At 41.7% G+C, this 17,497-nt stretch carries 19 protein-coding genes and 1 other RNA gene; 4 read left to right on the forward strand and 16 right to left on the reverse strand.

The window, feature by feature from the left end; genetic code table 11:
* Nucleotides 1-34 precede the first annotated feature (34 nt).
* From rnpB to IGI41_RS07510, 3 genes are all read right to left on the reverse strand, one after another.
* Nucleotides 35-401, reverse strand: an RNA gene (gene rnpB, locus IGI41_RS07500) — RNase P RNA component class B.
* Nucleotides 402-419: 18 nt separating this feature from the next.
* Entirely contained in the window at nt 420-833 is a 414-nt protein-coding gene (gpsB, locus tag IGI41_RS07505; protein WP_430609136.1) for a cell division regulator GpsB, read from the reverse strand.
* Nucleotides 834-905: 72 nt separating this feature from the next.
* Complete coding sequence (locus IGI41_RS07510; RefSeq protein ID WP_430609137.1) at nt 906-1,451, reverse strand: DUF1273 domain-containing protein; 546 nt, start codon at nt 1,449-1,451, stop codon at nt 906-908.
* A 70-nt stretch (nt 1,452-1,521) separates the two neighbouring features.
* Here IGI41_RS07510 and recU point away from each other — a divergent pair, with 70 nt between their 5' ends.
* Both recU and IGI41_RS07520 read left to right on the forward strand, forming a co-directional pair.
* Nucleotides 1,522-2,148, forward strand: a complete 627-nt coding sequence (gene recU / locus IGI41_RS07515; protein ID WP_430609138.1) for a Holliday junction resolvase RecU — start codon at nt 1,522-1,524, stop codon at nt 2,146-2,148.
* A gap of 1 nt (nt 2,149) precedes the next feature.
* Entirely contained in the window at nt 2,150-4,456 is a 2,307-nt protein-coding gene (locus IGI41_RS07520) for a PBP1A family penicillin-binding protein (protein WP_430609139.1), read from the forward strand.
* A gap of 18 nt (nt 4,457-4,474) precedes the next feature.
* Here the strand turns inward: IGI41_RS07520 and nth are convergent, their stop codons facing one another.
* The 7 genes from nth to IGI41_RS07555 all read right to left on the reverse strand — a co-directional run bounded on the left by nth (nt 4,475) and on the right by IGI41_RS07555 (nt 10,455).
* Nucleotides 4,475-5,134 carry an endonuclease III gene (gene nth, locus IGI41_RS07525; RefSeq protein ID WP_430609140.1) on the reverse strand — a complete coding sequence of 220 codons (660 nt, stop codon included), beginning with the start codon at nt 5,132-5,134 and terminating at the stop codon, nt 4,475-4,477.
* Nucleotides 5,135-5,158: 24 nt separating this feature from the next.
* Nucleotides 5,159-5,860 carry a DnaD domain protein gene (locus tag IGI41_RS07530; RefSeq protein WP_430609141.1) on the reverse strand — a complete coding sequence of 234 codons (702 nt, stop codon included), beginning with the start codon at nt 5,858-5,860 and terminating at the stop codon, nt 5,159-5,161.
* A 105-nt stretch (nt 5,861-5,965) separates the two neighbouring features.
* Nucleotides 5,966-6,346 (reverse strand): RidA family protein, encoded by a 381-nt coding sequence (locus IGI41_RS07535; protein WP_430612766.1) that lies wholly within the window; start codon nt 6,344-6,346, stop codon nt 5,966-5,968.
* Nucleotides 6,346-6,777, reverse strand: a complete 432-nt coding sequence (locus IGI41_RS07540) for a Fur family transcriptional regulator (protein ID WP_430609142.1) — start codon at nt 6,775-6,777, stop codon at nt 6,346-6,348. Before IGI41_RS07540 ends, IGI41_RS07535 begins: the two co-directional genes overlap by 1 nt.
* A 166-nt stretch (nt 6,778-6,943) precedes the next feature.
* Nucleotides 6,944-7,873, reverse strand: a complete 930-nt coding sequence (gene cysK, locus IGI41_RS07545; protein WP_430609143.1) for a cysteine synthase A — start codon at nt 7,871-7,873, stop codon at nt 6,944-6,946.
* A 244-nt stretch (nt 7,874-8,117) separates the two neighbouring features.
* Entirely contained in the window at nt 8,118-10,115 is a 1,998-nt protein-coding gene (gene tkt / locus IGI41_RS07550) for a transketolase (RefSeq protein ID WP_430609144.1), read from the reverse strand.
* Nucleotides 10,116-10,212: 97 nt separating this feature from the next.
* Complete coding sequence (locus IGI41_RS07555; RefSeq protein ID WP_430609145.1) at nt 10,213-10,455, reverse strand: DUF896 family protein; 243 nt, start codon at nt 10,453-10,455, stop codon at nt 10,213-10,215.
* A 134-nt stretch (nt 10,456-10,589) separates the two neighbouring features.
* Between IGI41_RS07555 and lexA the strand changes: the two genes are divergently transcribed.
* Together lexA and IGI41_RS07565 are read left to right on the forward strand one after the other, a co-directional pair.
* Nucleotides 10,590-11,210, forward strand: a complete 621-nt coding sequence (gene lexA / locus IGI41_RS07560) for a transcriptional repressor LexA (RefSeq protein WP_430609146.1) — start codon at nt 10,590-10,592, stop codon at nt 11,208-11,210.
* A gap of 126 nt (nt 11,211-11,336) precedes the next feature.
* On the forward strand, nt 11,337-11,546 hold the full coding sequence (locus tag IGI41_RS07565) for a hypothetical protein (RefSeq protein ID WP_430609147.1): 210 nt from the start codon (nt 11,337-11,339) through the stop codon (nt 11,544-11,546).
* Nucleotides 11,547-11,615: 69 nt separating this feature from the next.
* On the opposite strand, the gene IGI41_RS07570 is transcribed toward IGI41_RS07565, so the two are convergent.
* The 6 genes from IGI41_RS07570 to IGI41_RS07595 form a co-directional block, all read right to left on the reverse strand.
* Entirely contained in the window at nt 11,616-12,128 is a 513-nt protein-coding gene (locus tag IGI41_RS07570; RefSeq protein WP_430609148.1) for an adenine phosphoribosyltransferase, read from the reverse strand.
* An 11-nt stretch (nt 12,129-12,139) separates the two neighbouring features.
* Nucleotides 12,140-14,440 carry a single-stranded-DNA-specific exonuclease RecJ gene (gene recJ, locus IGI41_RS07575; protein WP_430609149.1) on the reverse strand — a complete coding sequence of 767 codons (2,301 nt, stop codon included), beginning with the start codon at nt 14,438-14,440 and terminating at the stop codon, nt 12,140-12,142.
* 157 nt (nt 14,441-14,597) lie between these two features.
* The gene (locus IGI41_RS07580; protein ID WP_430609150.1) at nt 14,598-15,032 is read right to left on the reverse strand and encodes a LapA family protein; all 435 of its coding nucleotides are present in this window, start codon (nt 15,030-15,032) and stop codon (nt 14,598-14,600) included.
* Between the two features lie 12 nt (nt 15,033-15,044).
* Nucleotides 15,045-15,833 (reverse strand): SDR family NAD(P)-dependent oxidoreductase, encoded by a 789-nt coding sequence (locus tag IGI41_RS07585; protein ID WP_430609151.1) that lies wholly within the window; start codon nt 15,831-15,833, stop codon nt 15,045-15,047.
* Nucleotides 15,817-16,773, reverse strand: coding sequence for a ribonuclease Z (rnz, locus tag IGI41_RS07590; RefSeq protein ID WP_430609152.1), 957 nt, complete (start codon nt 16,771-16,773; stop codon nt 15,817-15,819). The genes IGI41_RS07585 and rnz overlap by 17 nt, the downstream gene beginning before the upstream one ends.
* Nucleotides 16,774-16,845: 72 nt before the next feature.
* Nucleotides 16,846-17,421, reverse strand: a complete 576-nt coding sequence (locus IGI41_RS07595; protein ID WP_430609153.1) for a DUF1269 domain-containing protein — start codon at nt 17,419-17,421, stop codon at nt 16,846-16,848.
* Nucleotides 17,422-17,497: the final 76 nt, after the last annotated feature.

Below are 17,497 nucleotides of genomic sequence, written 5' to 3' on the forward strand. Positions count from 1 at the left end.
CGTTGCTGGAAGGATTCCCTGATATGTTGTGGTTTTCTATAAGCCATGTTTTGTCCATATCTTCCTCAGGGAGAAGAAAATATTGGGTAATTATCTATCTGCAATTCCTTGCCTTCTTGCTTCCGTTCATTTCCGTGCAAAAAGCGCCCCTACCTTTGTTTGGGTTGCTCGCTCGAGGGGTTTACCGCGTTCCACCAAGACGGTTTCCCGGCTTGCTTCGTCACTGTGGCACTTTCAAGGATACTTTGGCGTAGCTTGCACCTTAGCCATTTTTCCTGCCGTTACTTTCTCAAGTACCCTAGCTTATGGTTTCGCTAGGCACGAACACTACAAGCATCTCAGCTTGTGCGAGCATGGACTTTCCTCAGCATAATCGAGTTATGCCGCAATTACCCGAAAACCACAACCATCATTTTCTTCTAAAATTGACGGGTCTTTTCATTGTCATCTTCAAGATCAGCATTGGTATAATTGCTGTTGTATGATGACGTTGCGCGTGTTGCTGGTTCTGGTTCACGATCTAATTTTTTGCCAAAGACTTCTTTTTCAAGATTTGACAATCGTTTCAAAATATCAAAGTTTGTAACAGTTTGACTCTTAGGTGCTTCTTGTTGCACACGAGAGGCAATTGCTTGATTCTTAGATAATTGCTCGATTTTTGCGTTTAAACGATCATTTTCTTCTTGCAATGCCAAAATCTCTTTGTTGTAGTTTTCGTAATCTTTAATGATATTATCTAAAAATTCATCCACTTCAACTGGATCATAACCGCGCATTTTGGTTTTAAATTCTTGTTGCAGAATATCTTTCGGACTATAAATTAAATTTGCCATTATTTACACCTCAATTGTTTATTCCAAATGGTTTTCACTTTCTTAACCATTCTATCAAAAAAAACCAGAAAATCAAAGTAAATTACCATCAAATGTTGCGTTTTGTAAATCATCCATCGTAATTTGATCGATCACATACGGATGTTGCGCGCTAAATGCTTGTGCATCCTTCAAAAAGTAACTGGTTTTTCCTGGGAACTCTTCATCATATAACAGTAGCGCACCATCGGTATGCTGCAGCAAAAATGCGGTATGATTGCGCAATTGACTGGGATCTTGGTAAGGTTTGTGACTAGTTGCATCCACATAATCGGCAAAAGCTTTTGCTGTGCGCAGTGTTTCTTGATTGGCTTCATTCCAATTTTCGCCAAAACCTTCAAAGGGAAAGATGATGCCAAATTTGATTTCAGGATATTCAGCCTTCAGTCCAGCCATCAACTCTCCGCACCAAAGCTCAGATCCTAGATTGCCGCTGATCAAAATCCATGCCAATCCTTCTTCAATGTAACGTATGAGTGCCTCTTTTATGACTTTCTTAATGACTTTGACTTTAGGATCATTGGCTTGAAAAACACCAAGTTCATAACTTCGATAGCCAGTAAAGTATAAGGTTTTCATTGTTTATACAGTCATCTCTTTTCTTTCCAACTTTATTTTTGGTATAATGTTGCCTAGGAGTGTGAATAACATGGTCATTCGTTACCCTAATGGTCAGTCTGGTATTTATGATGGCGGGAAAAAACAAATAATGCAAGAAAAAGAATTGCGTCCTAAAACCTTTGCCAATCGAGGCATGCGTTTTGAAGAAGCGATCAACGAAAGCAATCTCTATTACTTGAATCGACAGATTGCCGTCATTCATAAGAAACCGACGCCAATCCAGATCGTCAAGGTAGATTATCCCAGACGAAGTGCTGCAGTCATCAAAGAAGCGTACTTTCGTGAAGCGTCCACGACGGATTACAATGGGGTGTATCGTGGATATTATATTGATTTTGAAGCGAAAGAGACACAAAACAAAACGTCATTTCCCTTTAAAAATTTCCATCTGCACCAAATCAAGCATATGGAAAACTGCCTTGATCAAAATGGACTCTGTTTTGTCTTGCTGTGGTTTTCCAGTTTACAACGCTGCTTTTTTTTAGATAGTCGCTCGTTGATCGAAAAATGGTATTTGCAAGATAGCGCCGGCAAAAAATCATTGCCGCTAGCCTATATCGAAAGCACTGGGATCGAGATCAACCCCAAAATTGCACCACGGATCCCCTATCTTGAAGCAGTTGATTCATTTTTAACAATAAAGGAGAATGATTGATATGGCAAATGAATCCCGTTCGAGAACCTCTCGACATGATTCAAAAAAAGGGTCTAGCACCAATAAATCCCCCAAAACAAAAACCAAACGAAAATCTGGTGTCGGCAGTGTATTACTTAAAGTTTTTATGGGTTTATTTTTCCTTGGTTGCGTGGCTATTTTATCCAGTATGGGCTTGTTTTGGTGGTATGCCAAAGATGCGCCAGAACTAGATATCGCAAAACTAGATTCCACCGTTTCTTCTCGGTTTTACGCGGCCAACGGCGATTTGATCACCGAATTTGGCAGTGAGACGCGAGAAAAAATCACCGCTAGCGAAATTCCACAACAATTAGAAGATGCCATTGTTTCTGTAGAAGATCGCCGGTTCTATCAACACATTGGTGTCGATCCAATTCGAATCGTCGGGTCCGCGCTATCCAATGCAACCACCGGCGGCATGCAAGGGGGAAGTACTTTGACCCAGCAATTGATCAAACTGTCTTTCTTTTCTACGAATGCCGAAGATCAAACCTTGCGTCGGAAAGCCCAAGAAGCATGGATGGCTGTGCGATTGGAACAGACGAAATCGAAACAAGAAATTTTGACCTATTATATCAATAAAGTCTATATGTCAAATGGTTTATATGGTATGCAGACTGCTGCGACTAAGTTTTATGGGAAATCATTAGATGAACTCGATTTGGCCCAAACTGCATTGATTGCTGGATTACCAAACGCCCCTTCTGCTTTTGACCCTTATGCCAATAAGGAAAACGCCAAAAAACGGCGAGATGTCGTCTTAAGGGCAATGCTGGACAATGAGAAAATCACCCAAGACGAATATGATCGTGCTGTTGCCGAAGATATTCAAGAAGGGTTGCAGGACATCAGCGATGACAATCAACAATGGAAGTACTTTGACAATTATTTCAATGAAGTGATTGCCGAAGTCAAAGAAAAAACGGGGAAAGATGTCTATACTGATGGTTTAGATATTTATACCAATATCGATGTCGACGCACAAAAGCGTCTCTATGATATCGTCAATTCTGATGATTACATCGACTTTCCAGATGAAAAAATGCAAGTTGCTGCCACATTGATCGATGTCAAAACTGGGAAAGTCACTGCCCAAATCGGTGCCCGCAACAACGACGCAGTCTTAGGAAATAACTTGGCAGTCAATGTCACCCGAGATTTCGGTTCTACAGTCAAACCAATTACGGATTATGGTCCGGCTTTCCAATATTTAGAAAACTCTACCGGCCGTACGATCCTTGATGCCCCATACAATTATGTTGGTACAGATATTCCAATTTACAACTGGGATCGTCAGTATATGGGCAATATTTCCTTGCGTACTGCATTGACACAATCTCGAAACGTCCCCGCCGCTAAACTATTTGAAGAAGTCGGCGCTGACAACATCAGTGAATTTCTAAAAGGATTGGGCATCGAATACAATGCAATCACTCAATCGAATGCCATTTCCAGCAATACCGATAAAATCGATGGAACAAAATATGGTATTTCGAGTTTGAAATTGTCTGCTGCGTATGCCGCTTTTGCGAACGGCGGAACGTATTATGAACCACAATACGTCAATAAAATCGTCTATCAAGACGGGACAGAAGATGCAGCCTCCTTTGAAGTTTCTGGCGAAAAAGCCATGGACGATACCACTGCCTACATGGTGACGGATATTCTAAAAGATGTGATCTCTCAAGGAACCGGAACCAATGCACAAATCGATGGCTTATACCAAGCCGGTAAAACTGGAACTTCGAACTATACGGATGATCAGCTGGCCCAACTAGATACATCGAATGGGGCATATCCTGACATTACGTTTGCTGGTTATACACCATCGTATTCATTGGCTGTATGGACAGGCTACAATGATAAAATGACACCAATCACAGACAGCAGTACCCACGTTGCTTCTGATGTCTACCGTGAACTCATGCGCTTTGTTTCATCTTCAGTTGAGAACACTGACTGGACAATGCCTGATGGTCTCACTAGAATCGGTAACGAGTTATACTTGGCAGGCACGTATACACAACCTAGTTACTCTTCGACAAGTAGCTACAGCAGCAGTTCTTCTTCAGAATCTTCGGAACCGTCTTCTGAGAGCACTGAATCAACAGAATCTAGTTCATCTGAAGAATCGATACCTTCTTCAAGCAGCAGTACAGAGGAATCTGTCGATACGACACCTGAAACAACACCGAGCAGCAGTGAAGAAACACCTGATTCTACTGACGACAACGGTACTGGGACATCACCAACATCTACAGTGCCCAGTGATAGCTCAACAGAGTAAGAAAAACCAGCAAATCGATCACGATTTGCTGGTTTTTGCTTTCATTCTTATTTTGCCATCTTGACACATGGGCAATAATGGACAAATCTCACATTTGGGTGCCCGCGCCGTGCAATGGTAACGACCAAAGAAAATCATCGAATGGTGGGTTTTGACCCATAAGTTTTCAGGAATCTTCTTCATCAGTGTCTGTTCCACTTCAATCACATTGGCATCTAATCGACAAATGCGCAATCTTTTAGAAACCCGCTCGACATGCGTATCAACGGCGATTGCAGGTATCCCAAAAGCATCCCCCATGACAACATTTGCTGTTTTACGGCCAACACCAGGTAAAGAAACAAGTGCTTCTCTAGTCTGAGGCACCTGTCCATCAAAGCGCAGCAAGAGCTCACTTGCGCAAGCTTTGATATTTTTTGCTTTATTGCGATATAGGCCAATTGATTTGATTTTTTCCATGATTTCTTCGACCGGTGCTGCGCTTAGCGCTTGGGGTGTCGGATAAGCAGCAAACAAAGCTGGTGTGACTTTATTGACCGAAACATCAGTAGCTTGCGCACTTAGAATCACTGCAATCAACATTTCAAAAGCATTTCTTGATACCAATTCTCCATGGGCATCGGGGAACATCTCGAACATCGTTTCGACAGCTTGCAGTGTTTTATCTTTACTGATCATCTCTTTCTCTGACCACCCCTCTTTTTACTCGCCTTCCAACCAATTGTGCATCGGGATCTTCGGCGCTGGCCCTTCTTCTTGTTCTAAGGATTCTTTTTGGAGAAATTGTTTTTTGCGTCGTTTTTGTTCTTCTTCCACTTGCGCTTTTGATGTGATATTCTTGCGTTCCCATGATAACAAGATCCGGTCAATATAGTTTAAACTATATGCTTGATTCAGCACAGCTTCTCTTAACGCGAGTTGGACCAACTCCGGTTTATAATGATCTTCTTCCAGCCACTGACTGATCCGTTGATACTCAATAGCAGACAGCGGCCGGCCGAATTCTCCTTCAAATAATTGATATAGATTGCGCATTTTTTCTTCATTGGTTTGTTCTTCTTGTTTGTTGGCCTGTTGTTTCAACAATACTTCCAGACGGCCATAAATCCCGGAAAAATCATAATAATCGGTCATTTTACCATCTGAATCTTTTTTGGCATCAAGCTTGATCATATTTTTTTTCAACAATTGGTTGAGCCATTGATAGATTTCCTTTTGGTCACTGCCCATGATTTCCGCGATCTCACGCAAGTCAGGAAAATCATTGCCTTGCTCGTGGCAGCGGAACAATTGCAGCCACAGTAGAAATTCATCATTCGATAAACCCAGCTGACGATAGTGATCCAACAGCATATTAGAAATCGTTGTTTGTCCTTTTGCTAAATAATCCGCTAACGAAATCAATGAACATCCTCTTTTCTATTTTTAGGCACTTCTCACGACAAACCATGCATTGATTCATCAAAAAAGGGACAGCGCCAAAGCGATCGTCCCATGTGCCTACTTTATTTACGCTTCAACTGCAGCGATGATTTCGATTTCAACCAATACATCCTTTGGCAAGCGTGCAACTTCTACTGCTGATCGCGCTGGTAATGTTTGATCAAACAATGTCGCATAGGTATTATTAAATGGCACAAAATCATTCATATTTTTTAGGAAACAGGTGGTTTTGACAATTGAATCCGGCGTCAAATCAGCTGCTTCTAAAATGGCACGGATATTTTTTAACACTTGCTGTGTCTGTACCTCGATCGTCGTTCCTACAACTTCGCCTGTTACAGGATCCAAAGGTACTTGACCAGAAGCAAATAAAAAGCCATTTGCGATTTTCCCTTGTACATAAGGGCCGATTGCTTGTGGTGCTTGATCTGTTGAAATTATTTTCATCATTGATTCTCTCCTTTACAATCCGGACAAAGTCCATATACTTCTAATCGGTGGTTATTGATTTGGTAACCGGTCAATTTTGAAGCTGCCATTTCGACATCCTCTAATCCCGGGTAATAAAAATCGGCGATTTTGCCACAATTTTGACAAATGGCATGATAATGCTGCTCTGTCGTGAAATCAAAACGACTGGAAGAATCACCATAACTCATCTCTTTGACAAAACCGATTTCTGTAAATAACCTTAAATTATTATAAACCGTCGCTACGCTAATACCAGGAAAATGTACTTCGATCGCGCGATAAATCTCCTCAGCGGTCGGATGGGCATCATGGCTGGCTAGAAACTCTAAAATAGCTACTCGCTGCGGTGTAATACGAATATTTTCGTGTTTGAGCTTTTTAATTGCTTCATCATAAATCGTACTCACAGGAGTTCCTCCATTTCTCTTATCTTTCCTATCATACTATGTAAATAACAAAAATTCAAACAGCTTTCCTTTGTTTTTGCTTCATTTCGATCACTTTAAACAGTTGATGTGTTATTTCTTAAGGATAAGAAAAGCAGGCAATTATTTGCCTGCTTTTGACTGATGCTTAATCCTCAAACTGATACAACGCTGTAGATAGATAGCGTTCGCCATTATCTGGTACGATCGCTAAGACTTTTTTGCCCGGTCCCAAGTCTTTAGCTACTTCCAATGCTGCATGAATCGCAGCACCTGATGAAATACCTACCAGGATACCTTCTTGACGCCCAACGGCACGCGCTGTTTCCATCGCATCTTCACTTGAGACAGCGATAGCTTTGTCATAGATTTCGGTGTCTAATACTTTTGGCACAAAACCAGTACCAATCCCTTGAATCTTATGAGGGCCAGGCTGGCCGCCTGACAATATCGCTGATTCTGCAGGTTCGACGCCATATATTTTCAAGTCAGGATACACACGTTTCAATTCTTTTCCAGCTCCAGTGATCGTTCCACCAGTACCAATCCCTGCAACAAAAGCATCCAAGCCTTTTGACTCGAAGGCATCCTCAATTTCTTTACCGGTCGTTTTTTCATGGATTTCCGGGTTTGCTGGATTGTCAAATTGCAACGGCATAAAGTAACCATCTTGTGCCGCAATTTCTTTGGCTTTGTTGATTGAACCCGTGATTCCTTCTGATCCAGGCGTCAACACCAATTCTGCACCATATGCTTGGACGATTTTACGTCGTTCAACACTCATGGTTTCCGGCATCACCAATACGACACGATACCCTTTGGCTGTACCGATCATTGCTAAGCCAATACCCGTATTTCCTGAAGTCGGTTCAATGATCGTATCACCAGGTTTTAGTGAGCCATCTTTTTCAGCTTTTTCGATCATCGCCAAAGCAATCCGATCTTTCACGCTTCCTCCTGGATTGAAAAACTCCAATTTTACATAGACATCTGCCGAACCTTCCGCCACGATATGATTCAACTTGACGATAGGTGTATGTCCCACCAGCTCATTGACTGATTGATAGATTTTTGTCATTGAAAATCCCTCCAATTCTTATATCTATTCTACCTAAAAAAAAGTTAGATTGCGAATAAAAAGTAAGCACTTTCTGTAAACATTGCTATATACTGTTTTCAATCATTGATATTCATTATTTTTCACAACCTATTTGGCCAAAAACTTTAAATAAACTTTTTAAGTTCAAGCCTGCTAAAAAACACACTTAAGCGTACATTTCGCTTAAGTGTGTTTCCAACCTTGTGAATAAATGACGATTCGCTTAATTGATTGATTTAAACGTGTCTACCACATTCTCAACAGTAAAACCAAATTCTGCCAAGACTTTATCCCCTGGTGCAGATGCCCCAAAATGATCAATGGCGATCACTTTTCCTTTACAGCCTAGATAACGATCCCAGCCGAATGGTGAAGCTGCTTCGATCGCGACACGTTTTTTGACTGATCTTGGCAAGACGCTTTCTTTGTATTCTGCTGTTTGCGCTTCGAACAAATCAAAACTTGGTAAAGATACCACAGCGACATCGATGCCTTCTTCTGCCAATTTTGCTTGTGATTGTACAGCTAAGTTGACTTCAGATCCAGTTGCGATCAAAATCCCTTCCGGTTGTTCTCCTTGTTGTTTTGAGATCACGTAACCGCCTTTTGCGACTTGACTATCTGCCTGTTCTGTTGTTCCTTCAATGACTGGCAGGTTTTGGCGGCTCAAGACCAAGACAGTTGGTTTGTCTGTTGTCGTCAATGCCAACTTCCAAGCTGCGCGGGTTTCATTTCCATCAGCTGGACGGATCACTTGGACATTCGGAATACAACGTACACTAGCTAATTGTTCGATTGGTTCATGGGTTGGACCATCTTCACCTACTGCTACTGAATCATGAGTCAAGACATAGATGACTGGTGCATGTTGGATAGCAGATAAACGAACCGCTGGCCGTAGGTAATCGACAAAGACAAAGAATGTTCCACCATAAACACGGGTTCCGCCGTGCAATTGGATACCGTTCATCGCTGCAGCCATGGCAAACTCACGGACACCGAACCAGATATTACGGCCTTCATATTGACCAGGCTCGAAATCTTTTTCTGCTGCGACCATCGTGTTGTTTGAGCCGGATAAATCGGCTGAACCGCCCCATAGACTTGGGATCGCTTTTGATAATGCTTGGATCATTTCTTTACTTGATACACGGCTGGCTTGTGAACTGCCTACTTCATAAGTTGGCAATTCAGCATCCCAATCATTTGGTAATTCACCGGCAAAAGCTTTTGTGAATTGCTCAGCTAACTCAGGATAAGCTTCTTGGTATGCTTTGAACGTTTCATTCCAAGCTGCTTCTGCTTTTTGGCCTTCATCGATCATCGTTTCTTTAAAGCGTGCTGCTACTTCCTCAGGAACGGTGAAGTCAGGAAATTCCCAGCCATAGATCGCCTTTGCTGCTGTGATACCTTCAGCACCGATCGGCGCACCATGGACAGAAGAAGTCCCTTGGTTTGGCGCACCATAACCAATAACTGTTTTGACCTCGATCAATGTTGGCTTGTCTGTTTCAGCTTTTGCGGCATCGATTGCGGCAGAAATCGCGTCTAAATCATTGCCATCTTTAACTAAAATATGTTGCCAGCCGTAAGCTTCAAAACGAGCACCTACATTTTCCGTAAACGCTTTTGATGTTGGACCGTCTAAAGAAATATCATTAGAATCATATAAAACAATCAATTTATCTAGTTTCATATGGCCTGCCATCGAAGCCGCTTCTTGAGACACACCTTCCATCAAATCACCATCACCGCAAAGTGCATACGTATAATGGTCGATCACATTGTAAGCATCCCGGTTGTATGTGGCAGCTAAATGGGTTTCTGCCATTGCCATCCCAACTGCCATCGCGATCCCTTGGCCTAACGGACCAGTGGTTGCTTCCACACCATCAGTATGTCCGACTTCAGGATGTCCTGGTGTACGGCTGTCCCATTGACGGAAGTTTTTTAAGTCATCGATAGTGACATCGTATCCTGACACATGCAGTAAGCTGTACAACAATGCCGATCCGTGTCCTGCTGACAAGACAAAACGGTCGCGGTCGACCCAGTTTCTTGATGTCGTTGGATTGACTTTTAAATGCTTGGTCCACAATGCGTAAGCCATTGGCGCAGCCCCCATTGGTAACCCAGGATGACCTGAATTTGCTTTTTGGACAGCTTCAATACTTAATGTACGTAATGTGTTGACGCCTAATTGATCGATTTTATCAAACAATGATAGTTCCCCCTAATTTAGGTTTTTTTTACCTTTATTACTGATTTTCATTATACGCGATTTCTTTGCCGATTACAATAGATTGAAAAGGATTCCGCTATTCTCTATTGTGCAGACCTTTTCGTTTTTGAATCTCTTTTAATTTCTCTGGTGTGACATCGGTTCCTTCAGGATCAACGATTTTCATGCCTTCGATGTGATGACGCATGCCGCCGCGAAAAGCCGTCAAATATTCTTCTCTCAGCACTTTTTGTTCTCTTGCTTCAGCATCTGTCAAGCCGTCGCTTTTTTTCTTTTTTGCTAGTGCATTGATACGCGCTAATTTTTCTGGTGATAACATCTTCATCACTCCTTTACCCTTGATTTTACTACAAAATACGACCTAAAAACAATAGCATAAAAAGCGAACATTTGTTTGAATTCTTCTCTATCCTATGGTACACTTTAGTTATTAAATGAAAGAAGGTGTCAGTTTTGGCAAAACGAACAGAAAATCGACAAATCGAAATTCTTAAGTTTATTCATACACGTGTCACTGAAAAAGGCTATCCGCCGACTGTTCGCGAAATTGGCGAAGCCGTTCAGTTATCTTCAACTTCAACTGTCCATGGTCATTTGTCCCGACTTGAAAAAAAGGGCTTGATTTTAAGAGATCCCACAAAACCAAGAGCAATCGAATTGACGGCTTCCGGTCTTGAAAAGATCGATGTACAACCATCTTCGATTCCAATGCTAGGTATCGTCACTGCAGGAGAACCGATTTTGGCGGTAGAAGAAGCCTCAGACTTCTTTCCGATACCACCTGATTTAGCCAATAGTTCTGGCAGCTTATTTATGTTAACGATTCGTGGCGAGAGCATGATCAATGCTGGCATTCTTGATGGTGACCAAGTCATCGTCCGTAAACAGCAGAGTGCCCAAAACGGTGATATCGTCATTGCTATGACGGATGAAGATGAAGCTACTTGCAAACGATTCTTTAAAGAAAAGAACTATATTCGCTTACAACCCGAAAATGATTATATGGAACCGATCATCTTAAACGATGTATCGATTTTAGGGCAAGTTGTTGGGTTATACCGTCACTTCTTATGATCAAAACAAGTCATATCAATGAAATCTTCGATTCTTCGAAGATTTTTTTCTTTCCTCTTTACAAAGCGAACAAACATTCGTATAATAGATACACAAACATAAGTTCGTATTTAAGGAGTGAACAAGATGAAAGCTATTCGTCGATTTGGTTTTGTTTTATTTGTATTATTGGTAGGTATTATTATTGGTTATTTTGGCGTGCTTACTGCAGTTTTGATTTTTTGTCCTCTAACGATGCTGTGGTTCATGTTGTGGGATGAAAAGAAGTTTCGTCAAGCAGAACGCAAACGAAACAGACATTATTATGACCATGACATCTATCGATACGAACCGTAATATTCCTATTAGCCGCAAGGTTGAATTGATTCTATGAATAAAAAAAGTCGGACAAATGTCCGACTTTTTTTAATATTCCATAAGTGTTTTGATTTCTACACCTTGAATCTTATCTCGACCGTGCAAATCCATCAATTCAATCAAGAAAGCACAGCCAACTACGATACCGCCTAATTTCTCAACCAATTCGATTGTCGCTTTGATCGTTCCCCCGGTTGCCAATAAATCATCACAGATCAAAACCCGTTGCCCTGGTTTGATAGCATCTGCATGCAAGGTCAATACATCGACTCCGTATTCTTTTTCATATTCAGCTTCAATGGTTTCACGAGGCAATTTGCCTTTTTTACGTACCGGCGCAAAACCAACACCCAATTGATAGGCAACTGGACAGCCAACAATAAAACCACGAGCTTCTGGTCCAACGACCATATCGATTGATTTTTCTTGCGCATATTCAACGATTTGCTGCGTTGCATAACGATAGGCTTCGCCATCGGCCATCAAAGGTGAAATATCGCGGAAAATAATCCCTTCTTGGGGGTAATCCGGAATACTTGCAATATAATTTTTTAAATCCATGTTTTTTCCTCCTAAGATATCAACCACTGCTTCAAGGTTGATAAATCACTCATTAATAAGAACTCTTCTGTTTTGATCATCTGCTGCCGCCGCTGATAGAGCCTGCTATCCGTCAAAGGATGGGTAGCTGGTGCCGCATTTTTTTTCAAAACACCATCTTGTATTGTAACAAATTCTAGCTCAGAAAACACCTGAATCATAAAAATTAATAATTTTTCGGGTAATTTTAAGAAATCAGCGATCGTTTTCAATTTGTAGCGTACATCTAATTGTACTTGTTGGTGGATCAATTTGAATAAACGGCTGTATTGATCCCGTGAACCTACACCATCCAAATACGCGTCTTCTGGTGACAGCAAGACAAAATCGATCCGGTTGACCGCTAGTGCTTCGACAATATCTTTGATGATCTGCGGATCAGTGGGACAATCTAAGAAGGCAATCTCATGGTATACGCCGCCATTAAATGCATCAATCAAGTCTGGCAGCGATTGAAAGATTTTTAAGTCAGGACAAAGACGTCGCGCTTCTGCGGACGGCTTTGTTTGGAAAGAGATACCTAATGTCTGGTTGTCAAAGGCTACCCCTTGGCGGTTGCGTTTCGAACGATAATCAAATAGTTGAACGCCTTCAACCGCAAAGTCTTCCATCATCAATTGTGGTTTTTTATTGCCGTTCCACTCATTGATCGTTAGCTGGCCGACCAATGCCAGATGGTCATTTTCGAATTCATGGGCTTCAGCGCCGAAACCAAAACCAATGACGTCCAGTTGATGGGCAGCATGATCTTCCATCACCAATTTTAAGTGCTGGTTATCTGAACCGATTTGTCGGGCATTTTTGGTATTTAAGTCTTTGAATAAAAATTTAGGCAACGGGTTGCCTAAGCCAAACGGCGCCAGCAACTTCAAAGAATCGATCAACTGAATCGTCACATCTGCCAAAGATAGGACATCATCGATCTGCAAAGGGATTCCTTGGCTCAAATCGATTGCTTCAGATCGGACATACGCATTCATTGCTTCTTGAAGCAAATCTAAGTGATCGATCGGAATAGTCAATCCAACTGCTGCATGATGTCCGCCAAAACTGACGAACATGTCTTTCATGGTGGACAACATCTCAAATAAATTCAGCGCAGCCACACTACGGCCGGATCCTTTGGCTATTCCTTGTTCTTTTTTTGTCAAAACAAGCACTGGCCGTCCTGTTTTTTGCATCAAGCGACCTGCTACGATACCCAAGACGCCCTCATGCCAGTTATCACCAACCACCAAATGAACGTCATTTGCTGGGTTGATTTTTTGTTGGGCTTCTTTCATGATATCTTCAACAAAAGCTTTTCGTTGTTGATTGATCCCATCTAATTCATTTGCTAGTTGCGCAGCTTCTTCCTGATCAAAAGTAGTCATCAGTGTCACTGCAGGATTAGGGTCTTTTAAACGACCAATCGCATTCAATCTGGGACTGACAGAAAAACCGATATCAGATTCTGTTACTTGCTGCTTATTGACCCCACTGACAGACAACAATTCATTTAAACCAATTCGATCTGACTGTTGGATCATCTTCAACCCATTACTGACTAAAATTCGATTTTCACCTGTTAAGGAAACCATATCGGCAATCGTCCCGATCGCTACTAAATCCAACAACTCTAACGGCACTTCTTCCAGCAATGCACACGCGGTTTTGAAAGCCACACCAACGCCTGCCAAATCACCGAAAGGATATTGCCCCGCCGGATGTCTGGGGTGAACGATCGCATAGGCTTCGGGAAGCACTTCGGGTAGTTCATGATGATCAGTCACGATGACATCGATTCCTTGTTGTTGCGCATAGGCGATCGCTTCATGCCCTGAAACCCCATTGTCTACCGTCACGATCAATTGGATCCCTTCCGCAATCTTTTCCTTATACACCTCAAGATTAGGACCATAGCCGTCTGTGAAGCGATTTGGCAAAAATGTCTTGACCTCAGCACCGAGAAGTTCAAGCGTTTCTTTTAATACGGTCGTACTCGTGATTCCATCCGCATCATAATCACCATAAATCAGAATCTGTTCCTCATTGATGATCGCCTCATGAATCCGAGCTACTGCCTTATCCATGTCATATAACAAAAAGGGATCGTGCAATGCATCCAAATCAGGACGCAAAAAAGCAGCTAACGCTTCGGCGGACCGAATGTTTCGTTGCCACAATAATCGACCGATATGTTGGGGAATATTATTTGTTTCGATTAGTTCCTTGAACGCTGGGGATAGCTCGTTCGTATCTGGTTGTACCCACAGAAAATTCGCCTGTTTCACCATATCACTCCTAACACAATAATTATAGCAAACTATATACAAAAATGTAAAAACAAGCAAAAAACCACGTCTGATCAAATTGCCAAGAATCACCAGAAATTTTTCTGTTTTCCTTCTTAACAATAGAAAGTCGTGGTTTTACGCAACTGTTTAAAGATCAACCTTGAGAATCGAAAGATTTCATTTCATCCGTTTCATCCATTGCGCTAGGCAATGCCGGCTCTTCAATCATTTGTGCTTCTTGATTGCTGAGTTGTTGTTCTCTTGCAGCTAGCTCCGCTTGTTTGTTGTTAAATTCTCGTTCCAAGCTTTCTCGTTGTTCTTTCAACACTTGATCGTTATTATTTTGATATTTAGCAAGATCATTGCGCAATGTTTTTAACTCTTTTTTCTGACGAAACATCGCGGTTGTTGATACCAGCAACAAAATCAATGCCCCTAACAACGCTGAGCCAATAATGACCAAAATCAATGGTGATTGAATAGTTGTAAAGCCAAAATTTATCGGTACAGTCATATTATTCGCAACCGCAAACAAGACAACGACCAAAATCAATAAAATACCAACAATGACCCGCCATTGATTTTTCATAACACTCATCTCCTATTTTTTGTTGAATAAACTACCCGCCATGAAATCGCCGATAGTTGGGAACAATGTGTATAGCTTCGCTGCAGCACCAAAAATATACGGTCGATTGATTTCTCTTTTTGGATAGACCATATTTTTGACGATCGTACGCGCAAGTTTATTGGGTTCCAACACAATACTGCCTAGATTCGCCAAATAATTGCCACTAGGGTCTGCTTGATCAAAAAAGGCGGTCTCGATTGGTCCTGGATTAACGGTAGTCACATGTACACCTACTGGTTTCAACTCCAAACGTAAAGCATTTGAAAAACCGATAACCGCAAATTTGGTAGCTGAATATACCGCTGTTTTCGGTGTAGCGATTTTACCAGCGATCGATGCGACATTGATGATGTGCCCAGTTTGTTGCTCAGCCATTTGAATGGCGATTTGTTGTGTTAAGACCATCATCCCCAAAACATTGACTTCAAACATTTGTTGAAAAATGGCCGGATCCATCTCTGTAAATTCTTGAAAAATACCATAACCCGCATTGTTGACCAATACATCTACTGATCCAACTTCATCTTTGATCCGTTCTAATAGGTGTTCGATACTTTTGGGGTTGGCAATATCCAATTGGAAGGCAAAAGCTGCTTTACCGCTTAATGCCATACATTGTTCTTTCACCTTGCCGATCAGATTGATCCGACGGGCACAAGTGACAACGATCGCACCTTGCTTGGCTGCTTCATAACAAATCTGTTCACCTAGACCAGCTGATCCGCCTGTCACTACAACCACTTTATTTTCTAGATTCATACAATACTTCCTCTCCAGCAAAAGGAATTTCAACAATATCAAAATCTTTCACAATCAAGGTATTCGGAAATTTTTCTTTTGCTTCATTTGCTAAATCAGTGATATCTTTACCAACATATCGCGCACTGATGTGGTTCAATAATAATTTTTTGACACCAGCATCACAAGCAACTTGGGCTGCCTGATAGGTCGTTGTGTGATAATAGGCTCTTGCAAGTTTAGCCTCTGACTTATTAAACGTACTTTCATGTACAAGAACATCGGCGCCTTCAGCCAGTTTGACTGCATTGCCGCATAAGCGGGTATCACCCAAAATAGCTAGGATCCGCCCTTGTTTATCTTGACCGAGATAATCAGCGCCATTGATGACACGTCCATCTTCTAAAGTCACTACTTCACCTTTTTTCAGACGGCCAAAGATTGGCCCTGGCTTTAAGCCTAATGCCAAAAGGGCGTCAACTTGAAGTTCCCCTTTATGGCTGGCCTCAACAATGCGATAACCAAAACTTTCAATGCCATGATCAAGGCGCAAACAAGATACCTCAAACTGCTGGTCTTTAAACAGAACGCCCTCTTCTTCGATTTCAATCAATCGTAAGGGATAACTGATTTTTGTTTGCGAAATGCGCAAGATCGTTTGCACAAAATCTTTGATTCCTTTTGGTCCATAGATTTCTAGAGGCGTATCGCCGCCTTGAAAAGAACGACTGCTGATCAAACCCGGCAAACCATAGATATGGTCGCCATGTAAGTGGGTAATAAAAATTTTTTCAATTTTCCGTGGGCGAATCGTTGACCGCAAAATTTGCATTTGGGTGCCTTCGCCGCAATCAAATAGCCAAACCGCGTTGCGTTCATCTAACAAGCGCAATGCAGTACTTGTGACATTTCGATGTTTCGCGGGTACACCCGCGCCTGTACCTAAAAATTCTAATTCCATGTGCTTCGTTCCTTTCATCTCTCCACAATTTTAGCGGAAAAGAAAGTATTATGCAATCGAAGGTTCCATGGATCAATGTGCATCATTTTTTGCTTCATCTTGACTATGAGAATTTTTCCATTCCTCTTGGGCACGAACCCGTGCTTGTTCTTCAACTTCTCTGGCTTTTTCAACCTCTGCTTCTACTTCTTCGTAATCGAAACGTGAAATCTCCCCGCCTAGTTCGTGCATGATCAATTGGTTTAATGGGCGATTGTCCTCTTCATCAGCAAGCAGCAATAATCCCGTACTTCCTTCACTGATTTGTTGACCTACATGTTCAAACAATAGTTGCGCATTTTGAATTTCTTTGGCATCTTTACTGGCACCGATCATACTGCCGCCAAACCACCCCAACATGATGCCAAGCGGGCCGCCAAGAATACCCACGAGCATACCGATCAATCCGCCTGTTGATGTTTTGTTACTTCCAGTAAAATCAAGAAAATCTTCGATCTTGAACTGATGGACGCCCGTATTCGTATGGGTCAATACTGCCATCTGCTCTCCTTTGATCCCCCGGCTGGCATGCAATCTCTTGACCTCAGAAAAGGCTTGAAAGGCTTTAGCATTGGCATCAAAATTCATTACAATTACACGTTTTGGCATGAAAATCACTCCTATTCATTTTTATGGATCTCTTTTATTTAACAGTATATGATTTAGACTAAAAAATAAACAAAAA

Source organism: Enterococcus sp. DIV0876 (genome assembly GCF_050529585.1).
In the GTDB taxonomy this organism is placed as follows: domain Bacteria; phylum Bacillota; class Bacilli; order Lactobacillales; family Enterococcaceae; genus Enterococcus_D.